This is a genomic window from Providencia sp. UF-224 (genome assembly GCF_058245955.1).
The window spans coordinates 54210-76855 of the sequence record NZ_JBSICC010000016.1; the positions used below are offsets into that span (position 1 = coordinate 54210).

At 38.0% G+C, this 22646-nt stretch carries 22 protein-coding genes and 1 pseudogene; 13 read left to right on the plus strand and 10 right to left on the minus strand.

The window, feature by feature from the left end:
• Positions 1–2 precede the first annotated feature (2 nt).
• The 5 genes from ugpE to AC4IFO_RS15175 all read right to left on the minus strand — a co-directional run bounded on the left by ugpE (position 3) and on the right by AC4IFO_RS15175 (position 4874).
• The gene (gene ugpE / locus AC4IFO_RS15155; protein ID WP_490735576.1) at positions 3–848 is read right to left on the minus strand and encodes a sn-glycerol-3-phosphate ABC transporter permease UgpE; all 846 of its coding nucleotides are present in this window, start codon (positions 846–848) and stop codon (positions 3–5) included.
• Positions 845–1732, minus strand: a complete 888-nt coding sequence (gene ugpA, locus AC4IFO_RS15160) for a sn-glycerol-3-phosphate ABC transporter permease UgpA (protein WP_490735578.1) — start codon at positions 1730–1732, stop codon at positions 845–847. The genes ugpE and ugpA overlap by 4 nt, the downstream gene beginning before the upstream one ends.
• A 64-nt stretch (positions 1733–1796) precedes the next feature.
• Complete coding sequence (gene ugpB / locus AC4IFO_RS15165; RefSeq protein ID WP_490735580.1) at positions 1797–3113, minus strand: sn-glycerol-3-phosphate ABC transporter substrate-binding protein UgpB; 1317 nt, start codon at positions 3111–3113, stop codon at positions 1797–1799.
• A 247-nt stretch (positions 3114–3360) separates the two neighbouring features.
• Entirely contained in the window at positions 3361–4098 is a 738-nt protein-coding gene (locus AC4IFO_RS15170; protein WP_375083602.1) for a pirin family protein, read from the minus strand.
• 29 nt (positions 4099–4127) lie between these two features.
• Positions 4128–4874 (minus strand): XRE family transcriptional regulator, encoded by a 747-nt coding sequence (locus AC4IFO_RS15175; RefSeq protein WP_490735583.1) that lies wholly within the window; start codon positions 4872–4874, stop codon positions 4128–4130.
• 349 nt (positions 4875–5223) lie between these two features.
• Between AC4IFO_RS15175 and AC4IFO_RS15180 the strand changes: the two genes are divergently transcribed.
• From AC4IFO_RS15180 to AC4IFO_RS15190, 3 genes are read left to right on the plus strand one after another with little or no spacing between them, the layout of a single operon-like run.
• On the plus strand, positions 5224–6543 hold the full coding sequence (locus tag AC4IFO_RS15180; RefSeq protein WP_349415301.1) for an anaerobic C4-dicarboxylate transporter family protein: 1320 nt from the start codon (positions 5224–5226) through the stop codon (positions 6541–6543).
• A 36-nt stretch (positions 6544–6579) separates the two neighbouring features.
• A complete protein-coding gene (locus tag AC4IFO_RS15185; RefSeq protein WP_490735586.1) occupies positions 6580–8007 on the plus strand; it encodes an aspartate ammonia-lyase in 1428 nt (475 codons plus the stop codon).
• A 39-nt stretch (positions 8008–8046) separates the two neighbouring features.
• Positions 8047–9468 carry a lyase family protein gene (locus tag AC4IFO_RS15190; protein WP_490735588.1) on the plus strand — a complete coding sequence of 474 codons (1422 nt, stop codon included), beginning with the start codon at positions 8047–8049 and terminating at the stop codon, positions 9466–9468.
• 64 nt (positions 9469–9532) lie between these two features.
• Here AC4IFO_RS15190 and AC4IFO_RS15195 read toward each other — a convergent pair whose 3' ends face one another.
• The 4 genes from AC4IFO_RS15195 to AC4IFO_RS15210 form a co-directional block, all read right to left on the minus strand.
• A complete protein-coding gene (locus AC4IFO_RS15195; protein ID WP_490735590.1) occupies positions 9533–10954 on the minus strand; it encodes a DKNYY domain-containing protein in 1422 nt (473 codons plus the stop codon).
• Positions 10951–11709 carry a YnfC family lipoprotein gene (locus tag AC4IFO_RS15200; RefSeq protein ID WP_490735592.1) on the minus strand — a complete coding sequence of 253 codons (759 nt, stop codon included), beginning with the start codon at positions 11707–11709 and terminating at the stop codon, positions 10951–10953. Before AC4IFO_RS15200 ends, AC4IFO_RS15195 begins: the two co-directional genes overlap by 4 nt.
• Positions 11710–11919: 210 nt before the next feature.
• Positions 11920–12459: a hypothetical protein gene (locus AC4IFO_RS15205; protein ID WP_490735594.1), complete on the minus strand. Its 540-nt coding sequence runs from the start codon at positions 12457–12459 to the stop codon at positions 11920–11922.
• Positions 12460–12482: 23 nt separating this feature from the next.
• Positions 12483–12812 carry a hypothetical protein gene (locus AC4IFO_RS15210; protein WP_490735596.1) on the minus strand — a complete coding sequence of 110 codons (330 nt, stop codon included), beginning with the start codon at positions 12810–12812 and terminating at the stop codon, positions 12483–12485.
• Between the two features lie 130 nt (positions 12813–12942).
• Here AC4IFO_RS15210 and AC4IFO_RS15215 point away from each other — a divergent pair, with 130 nt between their 5' ends.
• Positions 12943–13398: a hypothetical protein gene (locus AC4IFO_RS15215; RefSeq protein WP_490735598.1), complete on the plus strand. Its 456-nt coding sequence runs from the start codon at positions 12943–12945 to the stop codon at positions 13396–13398.
• Between the two features lie 6 nt (positions 13399–13404).
• A pseudogene (locus AC4IFO_RS15220) lies at positions 13405–14018 on the plus strand (IS3 family transposase); the annotation flags it as partial.
• A 5-nt stretch (positions 14019–14023) separates the two neighbouring features.
• Here AC4IFO_RS15220 and AC4IFO_RS15225 read toward each other — a convergent pair.
• Complete coding sequence (locus tag AC4IFO_RS15225; protein WP_490735600.1) at positions 14024–14146, minus strand: hypothetical protein; 123 nt, start codon at positions 14144–14146, stop codon at positions 14024–14026.
• Positions 14147–14574: 428 nt separating this feature from the next.
• Here AC4IFO_RS15225 and AC4IFO_RS15230 point away from each other — a divergent pair, with 428 nt between their 5' ends.
• The 8 genes from AC4IFO_RS15230 to tssJ all read left to right on the plus strand — a co-directional run bounded on the left by AC4IFO_RS15230 (position 14575) and on the right by tssJ (position 22645).
• The gene (locus AC4IFO_RS15230; protein WP_490735602.1) at positions 14575–15081 is read left to right on the plus strand and encodes a DUF3304 domain-containing protein; all 507 of its coding nucleotides are present in this window, start codon (positions 14575–14577) and stop codon (positions 15079–15081) included.
• A gap of 520 nt (positions 15082–15601) precedes the next feature.
• Positions 15602–16102, plus strand: coding sequence for a type VI secretion system contractile sheath small subunit (gene tssB / locus AC4IFO_RS15235; RefSeq protein ID WP_490735604.1), 501 nt, complete (start codon positions 15602–15604; stop codon positions 16100–16102).
• Between the two features lie 20 nt (positions 16103–16122).
• A complete protein-coding gene (gene tssC, locus AC4IFO_RS15240; protein WP_490735606.1) occupies positions 16123–17601 on the plus strand; it encodes a type VI secretion system contractile sheath large subunit in 1479 nt (492 codons plus the stop codon).
• Positions 17602–17606: 5 nt separating this feature from the next.
• The gene (gene tssE, locus AC4IFO_RS15245; protein ID WP_490735608.1) at positions 17607–18038 is read left to right on the plus strand and encodes a type VI secretion system baseplate subunit TssE; all 432 of its coding nucleotides are present in this window, start codon (positions 17607–17609) and stop codon (positions 18036–18038) included.
• A gap of 7 nt (positions 18039–18045) precedes the next feature.
• Entirely contained in the window at positions 18046–19821 is a 1776-nt protein-coding gene (gene tssF / locus AC4IFO_RS15250; RefSeq protein ID WP_490735610.1) for a type VI secretion system baseplate subunit TssF, read from the plus strand.
• On the plus strand, positions 19785–20822 hold the full coding sequence (tssG, locus tag AC4IFO_RS15255) for a type VI secretion system baseplate subunit TssG (protein ID WP_490735612.1): 1038 nt from the start codon (positions 19785–19787) through the stop codon (positions 20820–20822). The genes tssF and tssG overlap by 37 nt, the downstream gene beginning before the upstream one ends.
• A gap of 5 nt (positions 20823–20827) precedes the next feature.
• Positions 20828–22093: a type VI secretion system-associated FHA domain protein TagH gene (gene tagH / locus AC4IFO_RS15260; protein ID WP_490735614.1), complete on the plus strand. Its 1266-nt coding sequence runs from the start codon at positions 20828–20830 to the stop codon at positions 22091–22093.
• On the plus strand, positions 22094–22645 hold the full coding sequence (gene tssJ / locus AC4IFO_RS15265) for a type VI secretion system lipoprotein TssJ (protein ID WP_490735615.1): 552 nt from the start codon (positions 22094–22096) through the stop codon (positions 22643–22645).
• The last annotated feature ends 1 nt before the right edge of the window (position 22646 follow it).

Below are 22646 nucleotides of genomic sequence, written 5' to 3' on the forward strand. Positions count from 1 at the left end.
ACTTATTTCTCGCTATCAACCAAGCCATGCACAAATGCTCTTTGCATGACTAAAACAATAATTACAGGTGGAATTAATGTCAGCAGCATTGCTGCCATAACTTGGTTCCATTGTGTCGTGCCTTCTCCCGAAGCAATCATGCCCTTTATTCCTGCAACCGCCGTCCCTAAGTCAAGGTCAGTAATAATCAATAAAGGCCATAGGTATTGATTCCAACCATAAATAAAGGTGATCACAAATAAAGCCGCAAGATTCGTTTTTGAGAGCGGCAATACAATATCGAAGAAAAAGCGCATCGGTGTTGCACCATCAATACGAGCCGCTTCCATAAGTTCATCGGGGAGCGTCATAAAAAACTGACGAAATAAAAAAGTGGCAGTGGCAGAGGCCATGAGTGGCAACGTTAGGCCTGAATAGCTATCAAACATATTCAAGTTAGAAATCACGTCTATTGTAGGAAAAATACGCACCTCTACAGGAAGCATTAATGTAATAAAAATCATCCAAAAAAACAGGTTACGAAATGGGAAACGGAACCAAACAATGGCAAAAGCAGATAACATTGAAACGGTAATTTTTCCGATAGTGATCACCAAAGCCATCAATGTACTATTCGCTAACATCACCCAAAAAGGCGCACTGTTCGCTGCCACCCCATGGTTCCAAATATAGCTTAAGTTATCCCACAAATGGCTACCGGGGATCAGCGTAATCGGTGATTCAAATACGGCTTGGTTATCTAAAGTAGCAGCAACAAAGGCCACATAAAGTGGGAATAAAATAACTACCGTGCCTAAAATAAGCATGATATGGCTAAAAATCGTTAACCCTTGGCGCTGTTCAATCATTGATAACGCACCTTACGTTCAATAAAACGAAATTGAATAATGGTTAAAATCACCACTAATAACATTAAAATGACAGATTGAGCCGCAGAGGATGATAAATCTAATCCTGAGAAGCCTTCTCTATATATCTTATAAATCAATGTCGTTGTGGCTTGGATTGGTCCGCCCCCCGTTGCCGCATCAATAATCGGAAATGTGTCAAAAAAGGCGTATACCAAATTGACGACTAATAAAAAGAAACTTACGGGTGTAATCAAAGGTAATGAAACACTGAAAAAACGACGAATAGGCCCTGCGCCATCAATAGCGGCAGCTTCCATCAAAGAACGCGGAATGGATTGTAAAGCGGCAAAGAAAAACAAAAAGTTGTAACTGATTTGCTTCCAAACAGAAGCGAGAACGACCAAAAACATTGCTTGCCCACTGTGCTGAGCATAGTTCCAATCATATCCTATTGACTCTAATGCATAGGTGATTAACCCTCGACCTGGGCTGAATAAAAACATCCATAAAACAGCGGCAATAGCTGGAGCTACTGCATAGGGTAATAACATCAATGTTTGATAAAAACGACTACCTCGAATGACATAATCTACCAAGGCGGCAAAAAACAATGATACAAGCAACCCACACCCTGCAACTAATCCACTAAACACCATCGTGGTATAAAATGAATCAAGGTAATAGCTATCTTGGAATAACTGAATGAAGTTATCTAGTCCAACAAATTCACTCGAAAAACCAAATGGATCAATATTTTGCAGTGAATACCATAATGCTTGAATTGCTGGCCAAATAAAAAAGATAATGGTAATCAATAGCTGAGGTAGAACAAGGGCATAAGGAAGCCAACTTGAACGAAAAACAGGTCGTGAAGAAGACATAAAAACACTCGGTTAAGTTGCATAATTGCCTCTCCTTGAATAAAGAGGCAATAGTGTCTGTCAGTTATTGCTGCGTTGATTTTTCAAAGCGGCGTAATAATTGATTACCTCGGTCAACTGCGGTATCTAAAGCCTGTTGGGGCGTTTTTTTCCCTGACCAAACCGATTCTAATTCTTCATCTACAATGGTACGAATTTGAGGCATATTCCCTAAACGCAAGCCTTTGGTGTAGGCCAAAGGAGGCTTATTTAGCATCTGGCGAGTCGCAATATCTGCACCTGGGTTTTTATCATAATAACCCGATTCACGGCTTAAATTATAAGCTGCCGTTGTTATCGGCAAATAACCCGTTTTTTGGTGCCACTGAGCTGCATTTTCAGGTTTAGCTAAGAACTGCATAAACTCGGCAACCCCTTTATATGTTGCAGGGTCTTTTCCTGCCATCACCCATAAACTGGCTCCACCGATAATGGCATTTTGCGGTGCTCCCTCCACTTCGGCGTCATAAGGCATCATGCCAACACCAAAATCAAATTTGGCATGCTTGCGAATATTCGCGAGTGAGCCTGAAGAAGCGGTAATGATGGCACAATCGCCGTTGTAGAATTTTTCTGTGGATTCATCTTTACGGCCTAAGTAGCTGAAATCGCCTTTTTTATTCATTTCTTGCAACAAAGCGATATGCTTAACTTGTGTTGGCTGATTAAATTCTAAAACAGCATCTACCCCATCAAACCCATTATTTTTTGACGCAATAGGTTTACCATGCCAAGCACTAAAGTTTTCAATTTGGATCCAACCTTGCCAGCCACTGGCATAACCACATTTCATACCAGACTCACGTAGCTTTGCCGTATAAGCCGCCATATCTTGCCATGTTTTTGGCGGCTCATCTGGATTTAAGCCTGCTTTTTTGAAGGCTTCTTTGTTGTAATACAAAACAGGCGTTGAGCTATTAAACGGCTGGGATAGCAGATGCCCTGTTTTTGCATCACTGTAATAACCCGAAACGGTTGGCACAAACTGAGACTCATCAAATGCAATACCTGCATCTTGGAAAACTTCATAAACTGGCTTAATCGCCTTAGATGCCATCATCGTTGCCGTGCCAACTTCATAAACCTGCAAAATCGCAGGGGCATTGCCTGAACGAAAAGCAGCAATACCCGCCGCAAGGCTTTGCTCATAATTGCCTTTATATACAGGCATAATTTTATAATCTGGGTGTGTTTTATTAAACTCAGTGGCTAACGCATTAACCTCTTCACCAAGTTCCCCTTCCATGGAATGCCAGAATGGAATTTCGGTAGCGGCGATGGCTTGGCCAGCAAACAATAAACTGAATACTGTCGCTAACGCTGAATGTTGTAACGGTGTCATTCTATTTATCTCGCTTTCTGTTGAATTACGCTGAGACTTGCATCAAATGTGCGAAATCACGCAGTTTATGTTCGAGATAGAATGTACCAGTGGGGAATGACAGAAATATAACTCGCGGATGACAGAATAATGACAGAAATGTCTCTAAAGCATGATGAATAAATGACAAGCTATTGAAAAATAAAAGACGGCATTCATCATTTATACCGTCTTACTCAACCTTTAAATTACAAATTTATATCGAAAATTAACGTTCTTCACTAATCACAATAAAAACACACTCGCCATAGTCAGTAGATTGCAGTTGAATTTTCTCTTTACCTAAAATGCGAGCATGGCTTCCCATTGGCATACTCTGCCCTTGGCAAGTGATACTGCCATCTGTCACATACAAAAGTGCTTTCTGATGGGCTTCAATAGTGAAATTTAAGGCTTTTTCTTTAACTTTAACACGGTAAACCGATGCCCCCGCATTGAATATAATCGTTGGAAAATCTTCCATTGACTGGTTTTTAGGGGTATCACTTGCAACAGGGTAAAACGTTTCACTCCAAAGTTTTGGGGGATAGTTTCTCACTTCGTGTTGAGGCTCAGCATTTTGCTTTTTAGGCATAAACCAAATACCAAGATACCTCGCGGGTGTATCTGTATAGTTATGATTTGAACGTGCGTAACCTGAACCCGCAGTGATGCGCTGCACACTATTATCAGTCAACACTAAATGATTATTCAGACTGTCTTTATGGGTTAGCTCGCCCTTTATCACAATAAAAATTTGTTCTAAATTTTGATGTGGATGCATGTCATAACCACAATTCGGTGCGATCGTGTAGTCATTTATTAATAAAATATTGCCAAAATAGTTGCTCAAATCTTGGCTGGTTCTTGCAAGATCGTGCGTCGAATTCGCAGGAAAAAGACAATATACTTGGCTCCAACCATGATTAACATAATAACGTTGCTGAGCATCAATAATCGTAATCATTAAATCCCCTTCACTCCCCATCAAAATAACTAACTATCAGTATTTGCTGTGCTATTTTGTAAACTTCGCCCTTCATATGAACGCCATATTCCAGATATTGAACCAACTAGTGGGACAAAAAGTGTTTGGTTCATATCGAGGACGATAGGTTCGTAGCTTGGATTATCTGACACGCAGATGAGCATGTTATCTTTTACATGGCAGCGCTTCAGTGATAATCCAATTTCATCTATTTCACTCATACGAACAGCAAAAATTTCTTTAAAAGGAACAGTTTGTAAAAATGTATGCGACACGAATGCGGGTTGAATAAACACAATATCACCCACTAACAATTCGCTATGCATGCTGTCATCTTCAATTAACAACGCATAAGGACGCTGAAACGTCACTTTATTCGCATCATCATGTTGAGCCTTAAACCACCCTTTAGGTTTTTGTCCATGCTTATGTGTTGCGATATGCGGCAAAGATGAATAAAGCGGGATCCAACTATATGCGTTATCCTTCGGTGGCTCCTCACCTTGATAAAACTCCGGTTTTCCATTGCGAAGTCCAGGTGTATGGATGGTGGATGTTTCTTCTGCCCCAAGCAAATAATCAATGGAAACATGCAAATTTTTAGCCATTTTCAACAAAATATCATAGCCTGGCTCACTTCTACCTTTAATGTAGTTGTTTAGCCTTGCTCGCGTAATACCTGTTTCTGTCGCAAACTGACTTTGTGAAAGTTTCCGCTCTATAATTAATTTGTTAAGCCTTTCATTAAAAGACACATTCACTCCAATTCAGAGAGTTAAATTAAAATCTAATTAACCTGTTAAACCGCCAGTTGAGTATTCCACTCAAGCTTAAATAATCAGTTTTACTGATCTCACCATACCGCATCCTAAATAAAACCGTCAACAAATTGTGTACATTATAATTTTTTTATGTGATGAAAATAGCAATCCGCTTGTATTTTTTTAAAAGATTATCCAACGTATCGACAATAAATTCATTTTTAGACTTCAATCACATCCTTTAACAAAAAATACATGTAACTTGTACTTGAAGGTTAACTCAGTATCCGATTTGTGTACATAAAAATAAAATACAACTCAGTATAAATAAAATGAGGTAGGTATGGTTTCATTTTGGTTACAGCTAGCAATTATTCTTGCCGCCATCGTCATTGGAGCTAGAATTAGTGGGATAGGCATTGGCATAGCCGGCGGTTTTGGGCTGACCTGCTTAGCATTTATCTTTCATCTTAAACCCAGCTCACCCCCGATAGATGTACTATTAATCATTGCTGCATTAGTGACTATTGTCAGTGTATTGCAGGCTGCGGGAGGAATGGACTACTTGGTAAGCCTAGCAGAAGGGTTACTCCGGAAAAATCCAAATCATATTACCATCATCGGTCCAATTGTCGCCTATTTGTTTACAATCTTGGCGGGTACAGCATATGTCTCTTTATCGTTATACCCTGTAATTGCGGAAGTCGCCCTAGAAGCCAAAGTTCGACCTGAACGCCCGATATCAGCGGCATTAATTGCTGCTAAGTTCGGTATTACAAGTAGCCCAATGAGTGCAGCAACAGCAGCAATGCTCGCTATCGTCGCTTCCCACGATATTACAATCACACAAATATTATTGGTGTGTATCCCTTCAGGGATCGTCGCCACATTAGTCGCCTCTCTAGTCGTTTACAAACGAGGGCTCGAACTCGCTGATGATCCTGAATTTCAACGCCGCCTAGCGTCAGGTGAAATTGTTTTAGCTCCTCATAAAGAAAAAAGCGAAATCAGCCGTTCTGCAAAAATTTCTGTCTTATTATTCGGCGCTGCTATTTTGTTAGTGGTCATTTTCGGCACCTTTAACTCACTACTCCCAACATGGGAGTCGGGCGGAAAGGTCGTGACATTAAGCGTTCCACATACCATTGAAATGCTAATGCTGGGAACATCATTACTGATTGTATTGGTATGCGGTGTTAAATCATCAAAAATCGCAGCGGCATCAACATTCCGTGCAGGAATGGTTGGATTTATTGCGATTTTTGGGGTGGCTTGGATGACTGATACCTTCTTTATGGAGCATAAAGGAATTTTCATTGAAACCTTTGCTGACATAGTAAAAGCCCACCCTTGGCTATTCGCCGTCGCACTTTTCATGATGGCAGCCATGTTATTTAGCCAAGGTGCCGCCGTTGTCGCTCTCATGCCTCTTGGCCTCTCTTTAGATATCCCTGCGCCTTATCTTGTTGCCATGTTTGCAGCAGTTAACGGCACCTTTTTCTTCCCTGCAACGGGAACCACAGTTGGGGCAATGTCATTCGACAGAACGGGCACAACCAAAATCGGAAAATACGTTCTTAATCATAGTTTTATGCTACCCGGCCTTGTCGCAACAGTAACAGCCATTCTCATGGGTTTTGCCATAAGCTACTTTGTTTTTTAAAAATCAATTAATTAAATGAATGATAGGAAAGTTATTATGCGCTTAGAAAAAGACAGTCTTGGCACAATGGAAGTCCCTGATCACGCTTATTACGGGATCCAAACATTACGTGGTAAAGCAAACTTTGACGTTTCACCAAAAACATTTAACGATTATCCAAATATCTTAAAAGCTTACGCAGAGTTAAAAAAAGCGTGTGCCTTTGCAAACCGTGATATTCAAGCATTATCACCAGAAAAAGCGGAAGCTATCGCAAAGGCTTGCGATGAAATGGCCGCAGGCAAACTCGCAGGCCAATTTCCTGTGAATGTCTTTAGGGGGTGCGGAACCTCTGCAAATATGAATGTAAATGAAGTCATTGCTAACCGCGCAAATGAGATCCTAACGGGTAAAAAAGGCTATGACCAAGTTCATCCTAATACACATGTCAATATGTGCCAATCCTCTAACGATATATTCCCTTCCGTTGAATCAGTCGTTATCTATCGTGAAATTGGTAACTTACTCAATACATTAAAAGGACTGGAAAGCGCACTGCAAGTCAAGGTAGAAGCCTTTGCTGACGTGGTGAAAATTGCCAGAACAAGCTTGCAAGATGCACTTCCAATAACTTTTGGCCAAGCATTTTCAGGTTACCATGCCGCAATAAAGCGTAATCGCTTATTACTCGAAGGTTATCAAGACACCTATCGCCAAGCCATTTTAGGTGCCACTGCTGTGGGAACAGGAATGGGGGTCATGCCCGGTTTTATTGACAGTGTCTATAAACATATGAGCGATATTGTTGGCTTTGAAATGCACCCTCACGAAAACTATATAGATGGAATGCAAAATGCCGATCACTTCTTAATTCTTTCTGCTTACTTAAAGTCTATCGCCATTATGGTTGGTAAAATGGCTAATGATTTTAGACAGTTATCATCAGGGCCGCGCGGAGGTTTTAACGAACTCATTCTGCCAAATATTGCTGGTGATTGCGGAATTATGCAAGGCAGTATTTACCCCGCCATTCCTGAGTTAATGATCCAAATGATGCACCAAGTCAGTGCCAATGATTGGGGGGTAAGCTTATCAGTTCCTGCTGCCGATACAGATATCGTCCCATCCGCAGTGATCAATTACATGGGCACATTAGAATCAATGGAGCTTTTAAATAACGGAATCAATTTATTTAAAACCCATTGTCTTGATGGAATACAAGCTAATGTGGAAGTTTGTCGACAATATGCCGAAGGTTCAACTTCACTGGCGACCATGGTCAGCGCATTATATGGCTACGAAATTGGTGGAAAAATAGCCAAAATTTCTTACGAACAAGGTATTACTTGTAAAGAAGCGGCTATTCGCGAAAACCTTTTACCCCTAGACGTTGCCGAAGAATTATTTGATATCAAAAAATTAACCGAACTTAACTCTACCGTTGCGATGTTTGAAAAATACAAAAACATCAGAAGCGTTAACTAAACCAATCCTTTGTAAGTAATGAATTTCAAGGAAACTCTTATGTATAACAATACGATAACTCAGGATAAAACAATTTCTTCTGATAAAGTCGTCTACGGGCCAGAAACAACGAAAGCAATGGAATATCTCCATTTATGCGATATGACCATTGAAAGATATCCGCAAATGCTAGTGGCACTTGGTAAAGTTAAAAAAGCCTGTGCGATGACGAACAAGCAAATTCAGGCGCTGGATAAATACAAAGCAGATGCCATTATCTCTGCTTGTGATGAACTTATTGCAGGGCAACTTACACAACAATTCCCGTTATCTGCTATAGGCGGGTTTGGTCCTGTCCTCAATATGGTTGCGAATGAAGTATTAGCGCGCCGTGCAAATTATCTTTTGGAGAAAAGCAGCATTAAAGGAGATATTTGCCCAAATACACATGTAAATATGGGGCAGTCTTCAAACGATGTTATCAAAACTGCCCAAATATTGGCGGTCTATGATGAAATCAACTATTTACTTGATGCTACAACATATTTGGAAGAACCCTTGTTGCAAAAGAGTATTGAGTTCAATGATGTCGTCAAAATGGGTCGAATTTCATACCAAGATGCAGTTCCAATTACTATGGGACAAGAGTTTTCTGGTTATCACAGCCAAATCAAGCGAAATCGACTCCGTTTAGCCGAAGAACGCAACCATTGGCAGCACGTTCCTCTCGGCGCCACCATATTAGGTACCGGCCTTGGTTGCAAACCAGGATATTTTAATGCGGTATGTGATAATTTATCTTTAGTGTGCGGACGAACCATCAAACAAAGTGATAATCTTTTTGATGCGATGCAAACGGCAGATGCTTACGTCATGCTACATGCGCATATTCAATCTCTGGCAATTTGCGCAGCAAAAATAGCACTCGATATTCGCGTAATGGCATCAGGTCCACGGGCTGGTCTACGTGAAATTACACTTAAAGCCCTACAACCAGGGTCATCAATTATGCCGGGGAAAGTAAACCCTGTCATTCCTCACATGGTGACTCAAATCAGCCAAAAAATTTCTGCTAACCATGCTGGAATTGCGACAGCTGTCTGTGCGGGAGAGCTTGAACTTAGCTCCACCAGCTCTGTAATTATTAAAAGTATTTTTGATTCGGTAGAACTACTTGGTAAAGGAATTAAAATATTAGGTGAAAAAGTCGTTATTGATATTAAAGCTAACAAAGATCATTGCCGCGAAATGGCAGAAAAATCATTAGGCTTATCGACGGTGATTAATACCTTATTTGGTTATGAAACAAGCCTGCAAGTGACCAAGTTGGCGACAGAAAATAATCTTACCTGTAAGCAAGCTGCAATACAGGCAGGTTTGCTAAGCAATGACGAAGCTGATGAAATATTTAATCTCGACATGCTCACTAATATTGAGCTTAGTGAAAAAGTATTCAGTAAGTTTATTTCAAGCCAGCGATAATTACTGAATTTAAATGTAGTTAAACATAAAAGCCAAGAAATATAACTTGGCTTTTATTTATAATTTAATCACCATCCCAAAAGAGTGTAAACATATCGAATATCCCTTTTTTATATTTTGTTTCTGCATGCAAAATCTCAATATTCGATACGGCTTGCAAGTCGCCATTTTTCACCATCTGGCGAATATCATTAGGTCGTAGTGGCTCATTTAATAGCCGATTAGCTATTTTTTCACTTGTTATCTTATACATCGTTTGAAAGATCAACTGCGAAGATCCTAGACGGTCAAAATAATAAGTTTGGGAGCCTTTTCGCCACACTTCAGCATAGTGGTGATTTGTTACATTACCTATTTTTACCCAAGGCTCTGCACTTTCACTTTGTAGTTGATAAAGGCTTGTTCGACGGGATATCAACCCAGGAGAACGGTTACTTCCCCATTTTTCAGAGCTACCCACATAATACGTTTTATTATTACAATAAAAGATTAATGGTGAAATTTCAGGGCATCCTGTTTCAGGAAACGGGTTATCCCCCGCCCGACGTATTTTCTCTTTTTTCTTATCATAAAAATACACGCTATTATCGGATAAAAATAAAGCATGATTCACATGAGCCCCATGACGACTAATAATTTGATAAGGTGCGAATTCAGAGGGAAACAATAAATTATTTACAGCCACGTCACCTGACTGAGGAGAGAATAAGTACGCTTCATCATGTAGATTATCTACATCAAAACTATATAAATCATCATTATCTTTTAAGGCGAGTTTGTCTTGCTGATAATAAACAGACTTTCCATCATGAAAGAAGAACGCACTTTCCCAAAGGGTATTATTTAGGCGTATAAAATTAACAGCACGTAAGTTTTGAGCATCAGCACCACTCATCACATGCCCTTTGAAATAAACCTGTTTCCCATCATCTAGAACATCTCTATTCCCAATCAATTGGTACGCTTTATTTGATTTCGGCAATAACACTAAGGGGTAATAATATCTCGGTGGCTTTCCAGCTAACTCCCAGCCAAATAGCCATGTTTGCCACAAATATTCTAAGTCTGAAAGATCATTATTTACTTGTGATATTGATGAACAATAAATTATCGTTTCACCATCCGTAAAATAATCATTACCAATGACTTTTGCTGTTTTAGGATTAAATTTGGGCACAATCTTATTACCGCAATAGCTATTTTTAGCATCAACAGCAAATTGCGCATCGCGAAGGTGACCTTCTATTGTGAGTACTTTAAAGCTACTAGGATCTGCTTCTTCGATGGCATATTCCCCATTACTAGGAATATTTGCATAAATTTTGCCATCATAGAGTGTAAAAATACTATACCCTATTCGTTCACCTTCATGACTAATTTCAAAACTCGACACCTTATTCATTGATAAAATGAAACCGGATAAAGATAAGCAGGCAAGAAACAAAATGCAGGCACTTATGTAAGTTGCTCTTTTTTTATTAATCAATAAAATTTCGCTTCTGTTTTACTACTTTTAGCCAGCTTGACCGTTTTACCATTAGAGTTCAAGGTAAGTATAAAGTTACATTGGTAAGCAATATTGCGACTATCATAATCACATTTAGACTCAACCAATAAGATGGTTTGCCCTAATGCTCTAATATCCATTGTATGATCAAATGCTTTTGTGAAGTCTTTACCATAGGTCAGCAACGTCTCTGAAATAACGCTATTACCTTTATAGTATTTAATTTCAGTTGGTAGCATATGCCGATTATAATTATTTTCGCCAAACTTTTCTTTGGTGTCCGCAAGTATTGAACCTGTGATAAACCCATCCTTGTTATATTGATAAATCAATTCACCATTTGTGTCTTTCCTTGAAATAATACTACAATCTTTGCCTATCGCCATTTCTACTGGCCCATTAGCATCCGTACCGATAAGCTTATTCTTGACCCGCGTAATAGAAAGATAATTATGAACGCCACTTAGATATTCATCTTTTTTCTGATTTAAACGAAAACTTTCCACGCAACCATCACGCCCAATTTTTAGTTGAGACTCATAATTGATTGTTTTATCATCGTTATAAACAGTCGTATTCAGTTCTTTAATATTTCCTCTCACCGGGTTGAAATCGTACAACTGTGCCATATTGAACACAACTGGGTTATATTGCTGTTCTTGAAAAGCCAAGGCTTCAAAAGAGGTAAAAAAAACAATTACCTGCGCCATTGGTAATACGAATTTACGATTCATTTTTATTTTATATACCCTTTAATGCCGGTATTCTGAGATACACTAATAACTATTAGTTTTACTTAGCATTTATACTATCAGGTTTTTGACAAATGTCAGGCATTGGGGGAAATAAAACTAACGGATCGCACATTCTTACCTTTTCGCCTAAAACAGGGAATTAAGCTAAATTTTTAGAGATAAGAGTCAAAAAATGCGCAGTAATGCGAATTAAAGCGCTTTGGGAATCGAGTATTTTAGGTTTATTTTGGGTGAATTAGCTAAGTGTCGATCAGCCTTTTCCATTAAATACCCCGCCATTTCAGCAACAGTCAGATTATCCAGCCCCTCATCTTCAATGCCAAACCATTCATTTGGCCAGTAGATCAGATCCGATGGGTTTGCATCAAAATTAATCTCAAGTAAATTTATTGCGTAATCTTGTTCAGAATCACTACCTTCGGCACTGCAAATAAATTCTAAAATCTGGATGAGTTCCTCATAAAGCAAATCATCAAGGTATTTCGTCTGGTTTAGTGCGGTACGTGTAAATTCCTTAGCGCTTGTCCACGATGAGTAATCACGAAAATCACTGAATTCACAAGGTGATGCTACCCCTGAATTCCATTCCAACATCATTGATTTAAGTACTTTATCATTCTCTGTTGCACCTCTATCTATTTCATTTGTTATTTGTTCTAATAATTCAACTAATTGTTTCAGTTTTGTACGGCTAACCTTAATTGGCTTTAATCTCTCTGGCAAATGCATAATCACATCCTTATTCAGCAAAACTATAGATTTATACTATTGATTAAATTGAAATTATTATTCATTGATGAGCCAAATCTTACTCGTGAATATTCATAATCCTTAGTACGTTCAGAAATATCATTGCATTTATTCTTATCGAGAGCCCTCGTCACTGCCCTTTGTGCTATTTCATTGTTTAATCTTTTAATGTCGTCAGTACGCTCAAAACCTTGCAGCTCCAGTGCTAGATTTTCACCAAGCGCTTTACATAATTGATCATTATCCAATATGTTGATGTTATCTGTATTAACTCTATAATTTGTACAACCTGACATTAACATTACAAAAAATAAACAATAAAGTATTTTCACGAGGTATGGCCTTTTTAAATTTATAAAAACAATTTCAAAAGCCAGTATAATATAAATGAGTCTCATTATCATAGACGAAAGGGTTTAACTTTAAGTTAACTGTTTATAAAATAAACATAAGAGGAATAGAATGGTCTTACGTCATTTGATGCTTGCCTTATGTATCATATTGCCGATTTCAGGATGGTCAAACCCAACGAATGCCATAGAAAACAGCCCAGAAATTCTCAGTGATAGTTGGGTTCTCTGTTTAACGGAATATACAAAAAAGCAAGCTTCAAACACAAAAAATAGAGAAGATATCATCGCTAAAAACGCCTATAAGGCATGTAAAAAAAGTGGCGATGCATTATTAGCACTCGATATTGAAGAAAATATTAACCTAGCGTTAGAGCACCCTGATACCTCTAAAAACCCCATTGAATTAAATGCCCTCAAAAAACGCATAAAAATAGAACAAGAAAAAATATGGGAAAACAACTTTAACGAACGAATGGTTCCAATGCTTAAATGTATTGCACTTTATACTCGAAATGGCCAAAACGATTACTGCGATGCATTGGTATCTGCGGGTTTGTCTCAATAGAAACCTGGTTTGGTGAGTTGCCAAATGCGGAAGCATCGATATACAAAATCAACTCAAGAGCACGTTGAAATACCGAATCATCTCGGGCGACAATTTGCGGTCACGGAGCCAAACCAAGTTTGGGTAGGTGACGTAACGTATATTTGGTCAGGTAATCGCTGGATATATCTTGCGGTTGTGATGGATTTATTTGCTCGAAAGCCCGTTGGTTGGGCGGTGTCATTTTCACCCGATAGCCAACTAACGGGAAAAGCATTATCAATGGCTTTTGAATCCAGAGGTAAGCCAAGAAATATGCTGTTTCATTCAGGTCAAGGCAGTCATTATACAAGCCGTCAATATCGCCAATTATTATGGCGTTATCAGATAAAGTAAAGTTTATCTCGACGAGGTAATTGCTGGGATAATGCGCCGAGGAACGATTCTTTCGAAGTTTAAAGACAGAATGGGTACCCATTTTAGGTTACCGTAATTTTATAGAAGCACAGCAAGAAATAACACGATACATCATTGGGTATTATAGTCAGATTAGACCGCATCAATATAACGGTGGCTTAACGCCCAATGAATCAGAACGATTATATTGGGAAAGCTCTAAAACGGTGACCAATTTTTGTTGACCACTTCAAAGGGAGTTGTTGGAATTGTTTGCACCCACTTTTTTCGCTTGTAGGCGTATCGCAGAAAGTGTACGACCTAACTCATTTGCGATATCTTGTGTTTTTTTCTTCCCGTAATGTTTTTCCACATAACATATTTCCTTCAAAGACCAGGGTGTTCGATGATTTCGACAGTTACGCGTTTTTTCTATTTGATTTTTATTCATAATTTTTATAAAACCAAGAAATGATAACAAACTGAAGGTAATCAGACATTTATTTTTAATACAATTACCTTAATCTCTTTCAGTATATTTTTACTTACGATAAAACGTAATAAGTAACAAAATATTTTGGTTTTGTAAATTATAAAAATTTATCTTTACCCCATAAACGTCCTCAAATTACTACAATAAAGAGTTAATTATAACTTTGTTAAGAATTTTCGCATTATGTACAAAAGTTGTTGTGTTTTAATTTGGTTTAATTTTAAACTTAAGGCAAATTATCTTTTATAATATAAATTTTTTGTATTTTCAAAGCTGTCATTCGCTTATTGGTAAAGGACTTTACTAGTATGACTATTAAAGGAATAATGTTTCTTATCCTCCTAATTATGGGGTTGTTAAGTTATCTATTTTATCCTCAAGGCTCAATTCAAACGGGTAGAATTTATGGTGTCAATCATGTAAATGGCACTCATATGCAGTGGTTTACTGTAAATGGCCTCATAGGTTTTGATATACTAGGAGAATGTTGCTCATTTATTCCGGATTCTTGGAAAAGTGGTGAAACACTTTTTGTTGAGTGGCAAGTAATAAATGATCCGCCTATAATAAAAGAAGTCAGTTTTTCTGAATCAATTTCACCGACTATTCTTCCATCGAACCAAATCGAGTTTTTTAGAAAAAACGTCAAACTTCCCAGTTATTCTGATTCTTGTGATTTACAATTTCATTTTTTACCGTGTGAGGAAATTATTATTATTCCATCATGCAAAAATTTAAATTATCCCCCATCTTCAATACAGGAACCTTTAGATAGAATACCCAATGAATGTCATATGAAACCCGCAATAAGATAAATCTAATTTTCATTAGGTAATATTAAATAGGTAATAATATTAAATCATTCAACTTTAACGTGTAAAAATGTAACATCTTGTAAATATATTGGTTGGCATCACAGAATTTTTATAATTATTTCATTAACTCCCATTCATCGTGATGTTAAAAATACTTATAGTCAATATTGTAATAACACATATAACGTCCATAAAAACCACAAATACACTTTAAATGATTAGTAGTAGCAATAAAAATAAAAAACAACTATTGACAGAGCAGATTTATAAACCCAATATCAAAAAATCATGTTTAGATAACAATTTATTTGTTGATCCTAAGTTAAATTTGTATATCATGAAAAAAGATAAAAAAATAAAATATACATATTGCTAGTTTAAACACCTTACTGGGAAAAAATCTTAACACAGAATTCATTCTGTGTAGGGAAGTGTATGCTCTAAATTAATTTTTAATTTAGGCATTTTAATTTATGGAATTAAGAAGTTATCATATACTCATACAAGGAGATTCACTTAAATGAGTAAGAAAAATCTCGGTAGTGTTGCCCCTAAAGAAAGAATTAATATCAAATATACACCTAATACAGGTGGAGCTCAGGCTGAAGTTGAACTTCCCTTAAACATGCTAATTGTGGGAGATATGACAGGTAAGACCGAAGATATCTCCATAGAAGAGCGAAAAGCAATTTCAGTTAACCAAAATAATTTCAATTCAGTTATGGAAAGCGCTGGTATTAATCTAAATATCAACGTCCGTAATACCCTTGAAAATGCCAATGATTCTGAGCTTAATGTCAATCTTGATGTGAAATCACTACAAGATTTTTCACCAGATAGTATTGCCCGACAAGTGCCAGAGTTAAATAAACTTCTTGAATTACGAGAAGCTTTAGTTGCATTAAAAGGTCCTCTAGGCAATGTCCCTGCTTTTAGAAAGCGTCTTCAAGAATTACTTGAAAATAAAGAAACACGCGAACAACTTCTAAAAGAACTTGATATTGCAGCTAATCAAAAATAATGTTTATAGAGGATTATTTCATGTCACTAAATACAGAAGCTCAAGGGCAACAAGCCCCAGCATCCAATGGTTCTCTTCTAGATGAAATCATGGCTCAGTCACGTATGTCACCAGAGACTGAAGCATATGATATTGCAAAGCAAGGTGTTGCAGCCTTCATTAGTAATCTTTTTGCAAATGAATCAGAAGACCAACAAATCAATCGATTATTAATTGACAAAATGTTGGTTGAGCTTGATAACAAATTAAGCGCCCAAGTTGATGAGATCATTCATGCGCCTAAATTTCAAGAAATTGAAGCGTCATGGCGTTCCTTGAAATTACTCGTTGACCGTACTGATTTTAGAGAAAACATCAAAATCAATATTCTTCATGCGACAAAAGAAGAGCTATTAGAAGACTTTGAATTTTCACCTGAAATCGTTCAATCTGGTTTTTATCAACACGTTTATTCTTCAGGCTATGGTCAATTTGGTGGTGAGCCAGTTGCCGCAATCGTTGGAAACTATGCATTTAACAACACGGCTCCTGATATGAAATTAATGCAATATGTCAGTACTGTCGGCGCTATGGCACATGCACCATTCCTATCATCCGTTTCCCCTAATTTCTTTGGCATTAATAGCTATGCTGAATTGCCTGCAATTAAGGATCTAAAATCTGTCTTCGAAGGGCCTGCTCATACCAAATGGCGTTCTCTAAGAGAAGCTGAAGATTCGCGTTACTTAGGATTAACGGCACCTCGTTTCTTGTTACGGTTGCCTTACTCCCCGACAGAAAACCCGGTAAAAATGTTTAACTATTCCGAAAATGTTAAACAAGACCATGAGCACTACTTATGGGGTAATACCGCATTCTTACTTGCAAGCTGTATTAATGATAGTTTTGCGCAATATCGTTGGTGTCCAAATATTATTGGCCCACAAAGTGGCGGTACCGTTAATGACCTCCCAGTACACATTTTCGAAGCGATGGGTGAATTACAAACTAAAATACCAACCGAGGTTTTAGTCACTGATCGTAGAGAATTTGAACTGGCAGAAGAAGGTTTTATTACCTTAACAATGCGTAAAGGTAGTGATAATGCAGCATTCTTCTCTGCAAACTCCGTTCAAAAAACCAAAACCTTCCCAAATACCCCTGAAGGTAAAATGGCAGAAACTAACTATAAGTTAGGAACCCAGCTGCCATACATGTTTATTATCAACCGATTAGCTCATTACATTAAAGTGCTACAACGTGAGCAGATTGGCTCATGGAAAGAACGACAAGATCTTGAACGTGAACTGAATATCTGGCTTAAACAGTATGTAGCGGACCAAGAAAACCCGCCAGCAGATGTTCGTAGTAAGCGTCCTCTTCGTTCAGCTGAAATTAAAGTGCTTGATGTTGAAGGCGATCCAGGCTGGTATCAGGTTGCAATTCAAGTTCGCCCACACTTTAAGTATATGGGTGCAAACTTTGAACTATCACTCGTTGGTCGCCTCGATAAAGAGTAACGGGGATGCCATTCAATCACGGCTGGTCCTCTAATAACGGAGCCAGCTTATTCGATCGAATTAAGGGGAAAAACTCAGGTTTCTCCTCTCGTTCACGCACAAATACACTCATTGAATCAATTAAGCAAAATTTAAATTATGTCCTGAATAGTCGACCAAATAGTTGCCAAGGTTCACCACATTTAGGGATACCTGATTTAAATGATGCAACTCAATCTGCAGTTGATTTTAAGGCCGAATTAGAGAAGAGCATTGCAAGCTGTATCACCTCTTATGAGCCTAGGATCAGCAGCGTTGATGTGCAATTTATTGATAATGATGCAGATAGTTTATCTTTACAATTCAGTATTAATGCTTGTATTGATTTAGATGACCAAAAGCAACTCATTGAATTCAATATGTATTTGGATAGCAATCGTAGATATCAGTTAAAGTAGCACTCTTATGTCATCAAAAAACTATTTTACGAATGAATCAGAATACTTAAATGATTTAGCAGAACAAGTTGCGCAAGAAAAACCGCAACTTGTCAATCTACTATCTAATAAAATTCAAGACCCTGATAGTGCCCGTATTATAGACGGACTATCGTATTTATCAGGTAATTTACGGCAGCAAATAGATAGGCAATTTCCTGAATTAACCAATAGCTTAGCAAATATGCTATGGCCAAATTACGCACGCCCTGTGCCTAGCATGACAATTGTTGAATACCTGCCTAATTATACTGAATGCCAGCATGCAATAAAAATTTCAGCGGGCCAACTCTTTAATGCAACACCTATTTATGTACAAAGTGAAAACGCCCCCCAAGAGGCTTTATTTCAATGTCGATTTAGCCAAAGTCGTGATCTATGGTTAATACCAGCAAAAATCACTCAAACTTTACAAAAAACAACCGCCATTGAAATAATATTTGAGCTGGATGCAATGCAACCTCTTGCTAACATTGGTTTAGATAAATTATGTTTTTATTTAAATGGTTCCCCCTTTACAACAAACCAGCTTTATTTTTTATTAAGCCAGCATATACAGAATGCTTCATTAGTAACAGATGAACATACTTTGCCACTTAGCCAGTTTTCAGTGAGGCCAGCGGGTTTCCAAAAACAGGATGCTTTACTCCCTTACCCAAAAAATAGTTATGATGGCTACCGTATCTTACAAGAGTTTTTCTGTTTTCCTGAAGCTTTCCTATTTTTGGATATTCAAGGAATAGAAGATATTCCTTTAGCTATCCAAGCCAAGATATTCAAACTTGTTATTAACTTTGACAAAGAAATCCCCGATGGAATTATTCTCCACAGTGATAGCATTAAGCTGAATTGTACTCCCATCGTGAATTTGTTCCGCGCTGATAGCGAAGCAATTAATCTCACAGGGAAAGATGAAGAATATGTATTAAGTCCTAACTATCAATACGCTCATTGTTTTGATATTTTTTCCATTAACGAAGTTCATGGATTACGCTATCCATCTAAAGATAAAGCTTACTCAGTCACCTATACCGCATTTGAAAGTTTTTATCATCAAAATCATCACGAACAAAATGAGGGGTATTATCGTTTAAAGGTAACCCAAAAAGAGCGTACCTATGGTTACGCCCATCGACTTTCTTTTGTACGTCAGCAAGAACCTCAATTGCAGCAATGTGAAGAAACGGTTTCGATTTCACTCAATTGTACTAATCGCTATATCGCGTCCCAATTATCCACACGATCAATTGATTTAGACCATTCATTCATACCTTATGGGGCTTTATCAGCTAAAAACTTATTCAAGCCAACATTTCCCTTATACCCACTACTCGATAACACGCTGTATTGGTCTGAGCTAACTAATTTATCCCTAAACTATCAATCTTTGTTGAATCTAGACTCGTTAAAAAAAATATTACAACTCTATGATTTACCTTCGATTTATGACAGACAAACCGCAAGGCAATCCCAAAAGCGTTTGGATGCATTAGTTGATTTACATTCAGAGCATATCGAGCGTACTTACAAAGGGCAGCCAGTACGTGGTTTAAAGACAACCTTGGTAGTACACCAGAGCGCTTTTCTTTCTGAGGGAAGCTTGTTTTTATTTTGTACTGTTATTGCTCAATTCTTTAGGCTGTATACCAGTATTAATATGTTTCATGAATTAGAAGTTCTTAACCTTGATAATAAGGAAGTTTATCAGTGGCCAGCACAAATCAACCAGCACATACTGAAATAATCGATCGCTGGCTGGAACAAGCTGGCGCATCGGTTACAGAGTATAATTTTTATCAACTTGTTGAATTATTAAATAAAATGATTCAGCAAGATAGAGAGGCTATTCGTGATAGCAACGATATTATTCGTTTTAAATCTCACTCTAATGTTGCATTCCCAACGAGAGATGTCGTGTCTTTTGAAAAAAATACGACTCATCAATACGAATTAGAAGTTGCTTTTCTCGGGTTGCAAGGAAGCCAGTCTCCACTTCCTGGTTATTACCTTGATGAGTTTGCTTGGGAAGAAGCCCAGCAGATCCCTGGGATCTCTGATTTTTTGAATATCTTTAATCATCGATTGATCTCTCTGCTCTATCGTATCTGGCGGAAATATCGCTACTACATTTGTTTTGAAAATGAAGGCCAAGACTCATTCTCCCAGTATATGTTTTCTCTCGTAGGGTTAGGGAATGGGGCTAACCGTGGACGAATTAGAATCAATCACAGCAAAATGCTCGCTTATGCTGGCCTTTTAGCGAGCCCCAGCCGTTCAGCAGATGTCATTAGCAGTCTAATATCTCATTGTTTTGACTTAGAAAATGTAGATGTTATTGAGTGGGAAACTCGTCGTGTCCCTATCCCGGAATCGCAGCAAAATAAGTTAGGAATTATTTCTCATCAACCTGGACAAAAATCTCGACCTCGAATGTTATTAGGTGAAAATTTTAGTCTTGGGTCTCACATACATGATTGCAATGGAAAATGTACTATAGAAATCAGTGGATTAACTATAGAGCGCTATATGCGTTTTTTACCTAATGGCAGTGATTTCGCACCTCTCGTTGCCTTCATTTCATACATTTTTCATGAGCAATTAGCTTGGGACTTACGTCTTAGTATTGCCGAGAATCAAGCTGAAGGTTTCTGTTTAGGCAAACAAAATCACAACCAATTAGGCTGGCAAAGCTTTTTAGGTAAACCCGCTAAAAAACCAAATATCACCATTACGGTATTGGAATAAAAGACATGGATAAACATCAGCCAACAATTTCATTTAGCATAATGAATAGTGAACAGCTAGAAAGTGGTTATCTTCCGAGCGCAACCTTGACCCAACATGGTGGCCTAATTGGAAGTAGCAATCAATGTGACTGGAAAATTCAGGACTGTGATGGTTCTATCTCTGCCAATCAATATACTGTTTTCTGGAAAGATCAGCATTTTTGCTTAAAAGTAAACTCAGACTCTGTTTACATTAATCACGCGATCATTCCTTTACATCTTGATGCCGTGAAACTTGCCCAAGGGGATCAAATTAGAGTGGGCAAACTGGTTATTACAACCAATATCAGTTTAACGGGTCAACCTGCGCAAAATATAATGACAGCGACACCGCAGTCTATTGTCGCTAAAGACCATAATCCTTTAGATTCATTATTTGATATCGATACAGCAAATAGTGAAAACAAGGAGCATCCTTTTGTTCCAACCGTTCAAGGTGCCTTCACAGCAGATCCCTTACAAGCGTTAGAAAATGAAAATCTCAGTTTAATTTCTAAGAGTCAATCAATCATCTCAGAGCCTTCTTTATTGAGTGACACACTCTCTTATTCACCTGCCCTTGCGACATCAGATAATCAAGAGAATACCATGGTACAAGAATTTATTGATTTACCTAAAATTACGCCTTTCGAAGATGAACACATGACCGATATTGACCATGTTGCCATTAACCCTCTTATGAATGGTTTAGGTATCCACCTTAATTTAACTAGCTCTCAACAAGCTAATGACTTTCTCATAGAGCTTGGTAGAACAATGAAAGCCGCAGTTGAAGGTTTACTCGCTTTGCAACAGCGACAAGAAAGTTTGCAAGATAAGCAACTTCGCCCTATTGAAGATAACCCACTACGTCTAAACAGTAGTTATGAAGAAACGATGAAACTGTTGTTTACAGATGAACGCAGCCCTGTTCACCTCAGTGCACCTTCTGCCGTTACTGAAAGTTTGCACAATATGCAATTGCATTACCATGCAAATCAAGAGGCGATATCGACAGCTTTAGCAACAATGCTTGCGGCTTTTTCTCCAGAACATTTATTAAACCGTTTCTCGCAATATCGACGCGCTTCGGATAACACGCCAGTGACAGATGGATGGGCATGGGAAATGTACAGTAACTATTACAAAGAGCTTTCTTCATCTCGGCAGCAAGGTTTTGAAAAACTATTCTATGAAGTTTATGCCCATGCATATGACCGAGCATTAAGAAAAGGGATAGAGGAAGCCTAAATGAAGCTTAGAACTTTCTCAATGCTACTGTTATTTGGCTCGTTTTTCATTTTGAGTGGATGCAGTAAATCTCTACAAACAGCAGCAAAGGTGGGTCAGATTCTATTGGACCCTTCTATTCCCGTTGGCTATCCAAAAGATCAGCCATCTACGGTTGCTTTAACTATCCTCGCAGAGCCCTATATAAACCCTAATCAGGAAGGTGAGGCCACGCCGATAAACATCCAAATTGTTTATCTAAATGAAGATTCATTATTTGGCTCTCTAGATCATGACCAGATAGAAGCTAAAGATGGAGATTTAGAGAAAGTTCTGAAGAAAAATTATATTGACCATCAAGATTACACCATTTTACCGGGGCAGTATAAGCCTTTTCCGACGATGACACTGCAGGCATCTAACCGTTATATAGGCATTATTGGGTACTATTCAGACCCTGATAATGCCGAATGGAAAAAAATAGTCAAAGCCCGAGGCAAGGGACGCCATTACTTTATTTTAGCCCACATTAGAGAAAACGAAATCGAATTTAGACAAGAAGAGGATGATTAAT

Bases quoted from the DNA above. Each gene is read 5' to 3' on its own strand.
- tagH (WP_490735614.1), top strand. From the start codon at position 20,828: ATGGATAAACATCAGCCAACAATTTCATTTAGCATAATGAATAGTGAA.
- AC4IFO_RS15205 (WP_490735594.1), bottom strand. From the start codon at position 12,459: ATGCATTTGCCAGAGAGATTAAAGCCAATTAAGGTTAGCCGTACAAAA.
- tssE (WP_490735608.1), top strand. From the start codon at position 17,607: ATGCCATTCAATCACGGCTGGTCCTCTAATAACGGAGCCAGCTTATTC.
- AC4IFO_RS15185 (WP_490735586.1), top strand. From the start codon at position 6,580: ATGCGCTTAGAAAAAGACAGTCTTGGCACAATGGAAGTCCCTGATCAC.
- tssB (WP_490735604.1), top strand. From the start codon at position 15,602: ATGAGTAAGAAAAATCTCGGTAGTGTTGCCCCTAAAGAAAGAATTAAT.
- AC4IFO_RS15215 (WP_490735598.1), top strand. From the start codon at position 12,943: ATGGTCTTACGTCATTTGATGCTTGCCTTATGTATCATATTGCCGATT.
- ugpE (WP_490735576.1), bottom strand. From the start codon at position 848: ATGATTGAACAGCGCCAAGGGTTAACGATTTTTAGCCATATCATGCTT.
- tssC (WP_490735606.1), top strand. From the start codon at position 16,123: ATGTCACTAAATACAGAAGCTCAAGGGCAACAAGCCCCAGCATCCAAT.
- ugpA (WP_490735578.1), bottom strand. From the start codon at position 1,732: ATGTCTTCTTCACGACCTGTTTTTCGTTCAAGTTGGCTTCCTTATGCC.
- AC4IFO_RS15230 (WP_490735602.1), top strand. From the start codon at position 14,575: ATGACTATTAAAGGAATAATGTTTCTTATCCTCCTAATTATGGGGTTG.
- AC4IFO_RS15190 (WP_490735588.1), top strand. From the start codon at position 8,047: ATGTATAACAATACGATAACTCAGGATAAAACAATTTCTTCTGATAAA.
- AC4IFO_RS15170 (WP_375083602.1), bottom strand. From the start codon at position 4,098: ATGATTACGATTATTGATGCTCAGCAACGTTATTATGTTAATCATGGT.
- ugpB (WP_490735580.1), bottom strand. From the start codon at position 3,113: ATGACACCGTTACAACATTCAGCGTTAGCGACAGTATTCAGTTTATTG.
- tssJ (WP_490735615.1), top strand. From the start codon at position 22,094: ATGAAGCTTAGAACTTTCTCAATGCTACTGTTATTTGGCTCGTTTTTC.
- AC4IFO_RS15200 (WP_490735592.1), bottom strand. From the start codon at position 11,709: ATGAATCGTAAATTCGTATTACCAATGGCGCAGGTAATTGTTTTTTTT.
- tssF (WP_490735610.1), top strand. From the start codon at position 18,046: ATGTCATCAAAAAACTATTTTACGAATGAATCAGAATACTTAAATGAT.
- AC4IFO_RS15180 (WP_349415301.1), top strand. From the start codon at position 5,224: ATGGTTTCATTTTGGTTACAGCTAGCAATTATTCTTGCCGCCATCGTC.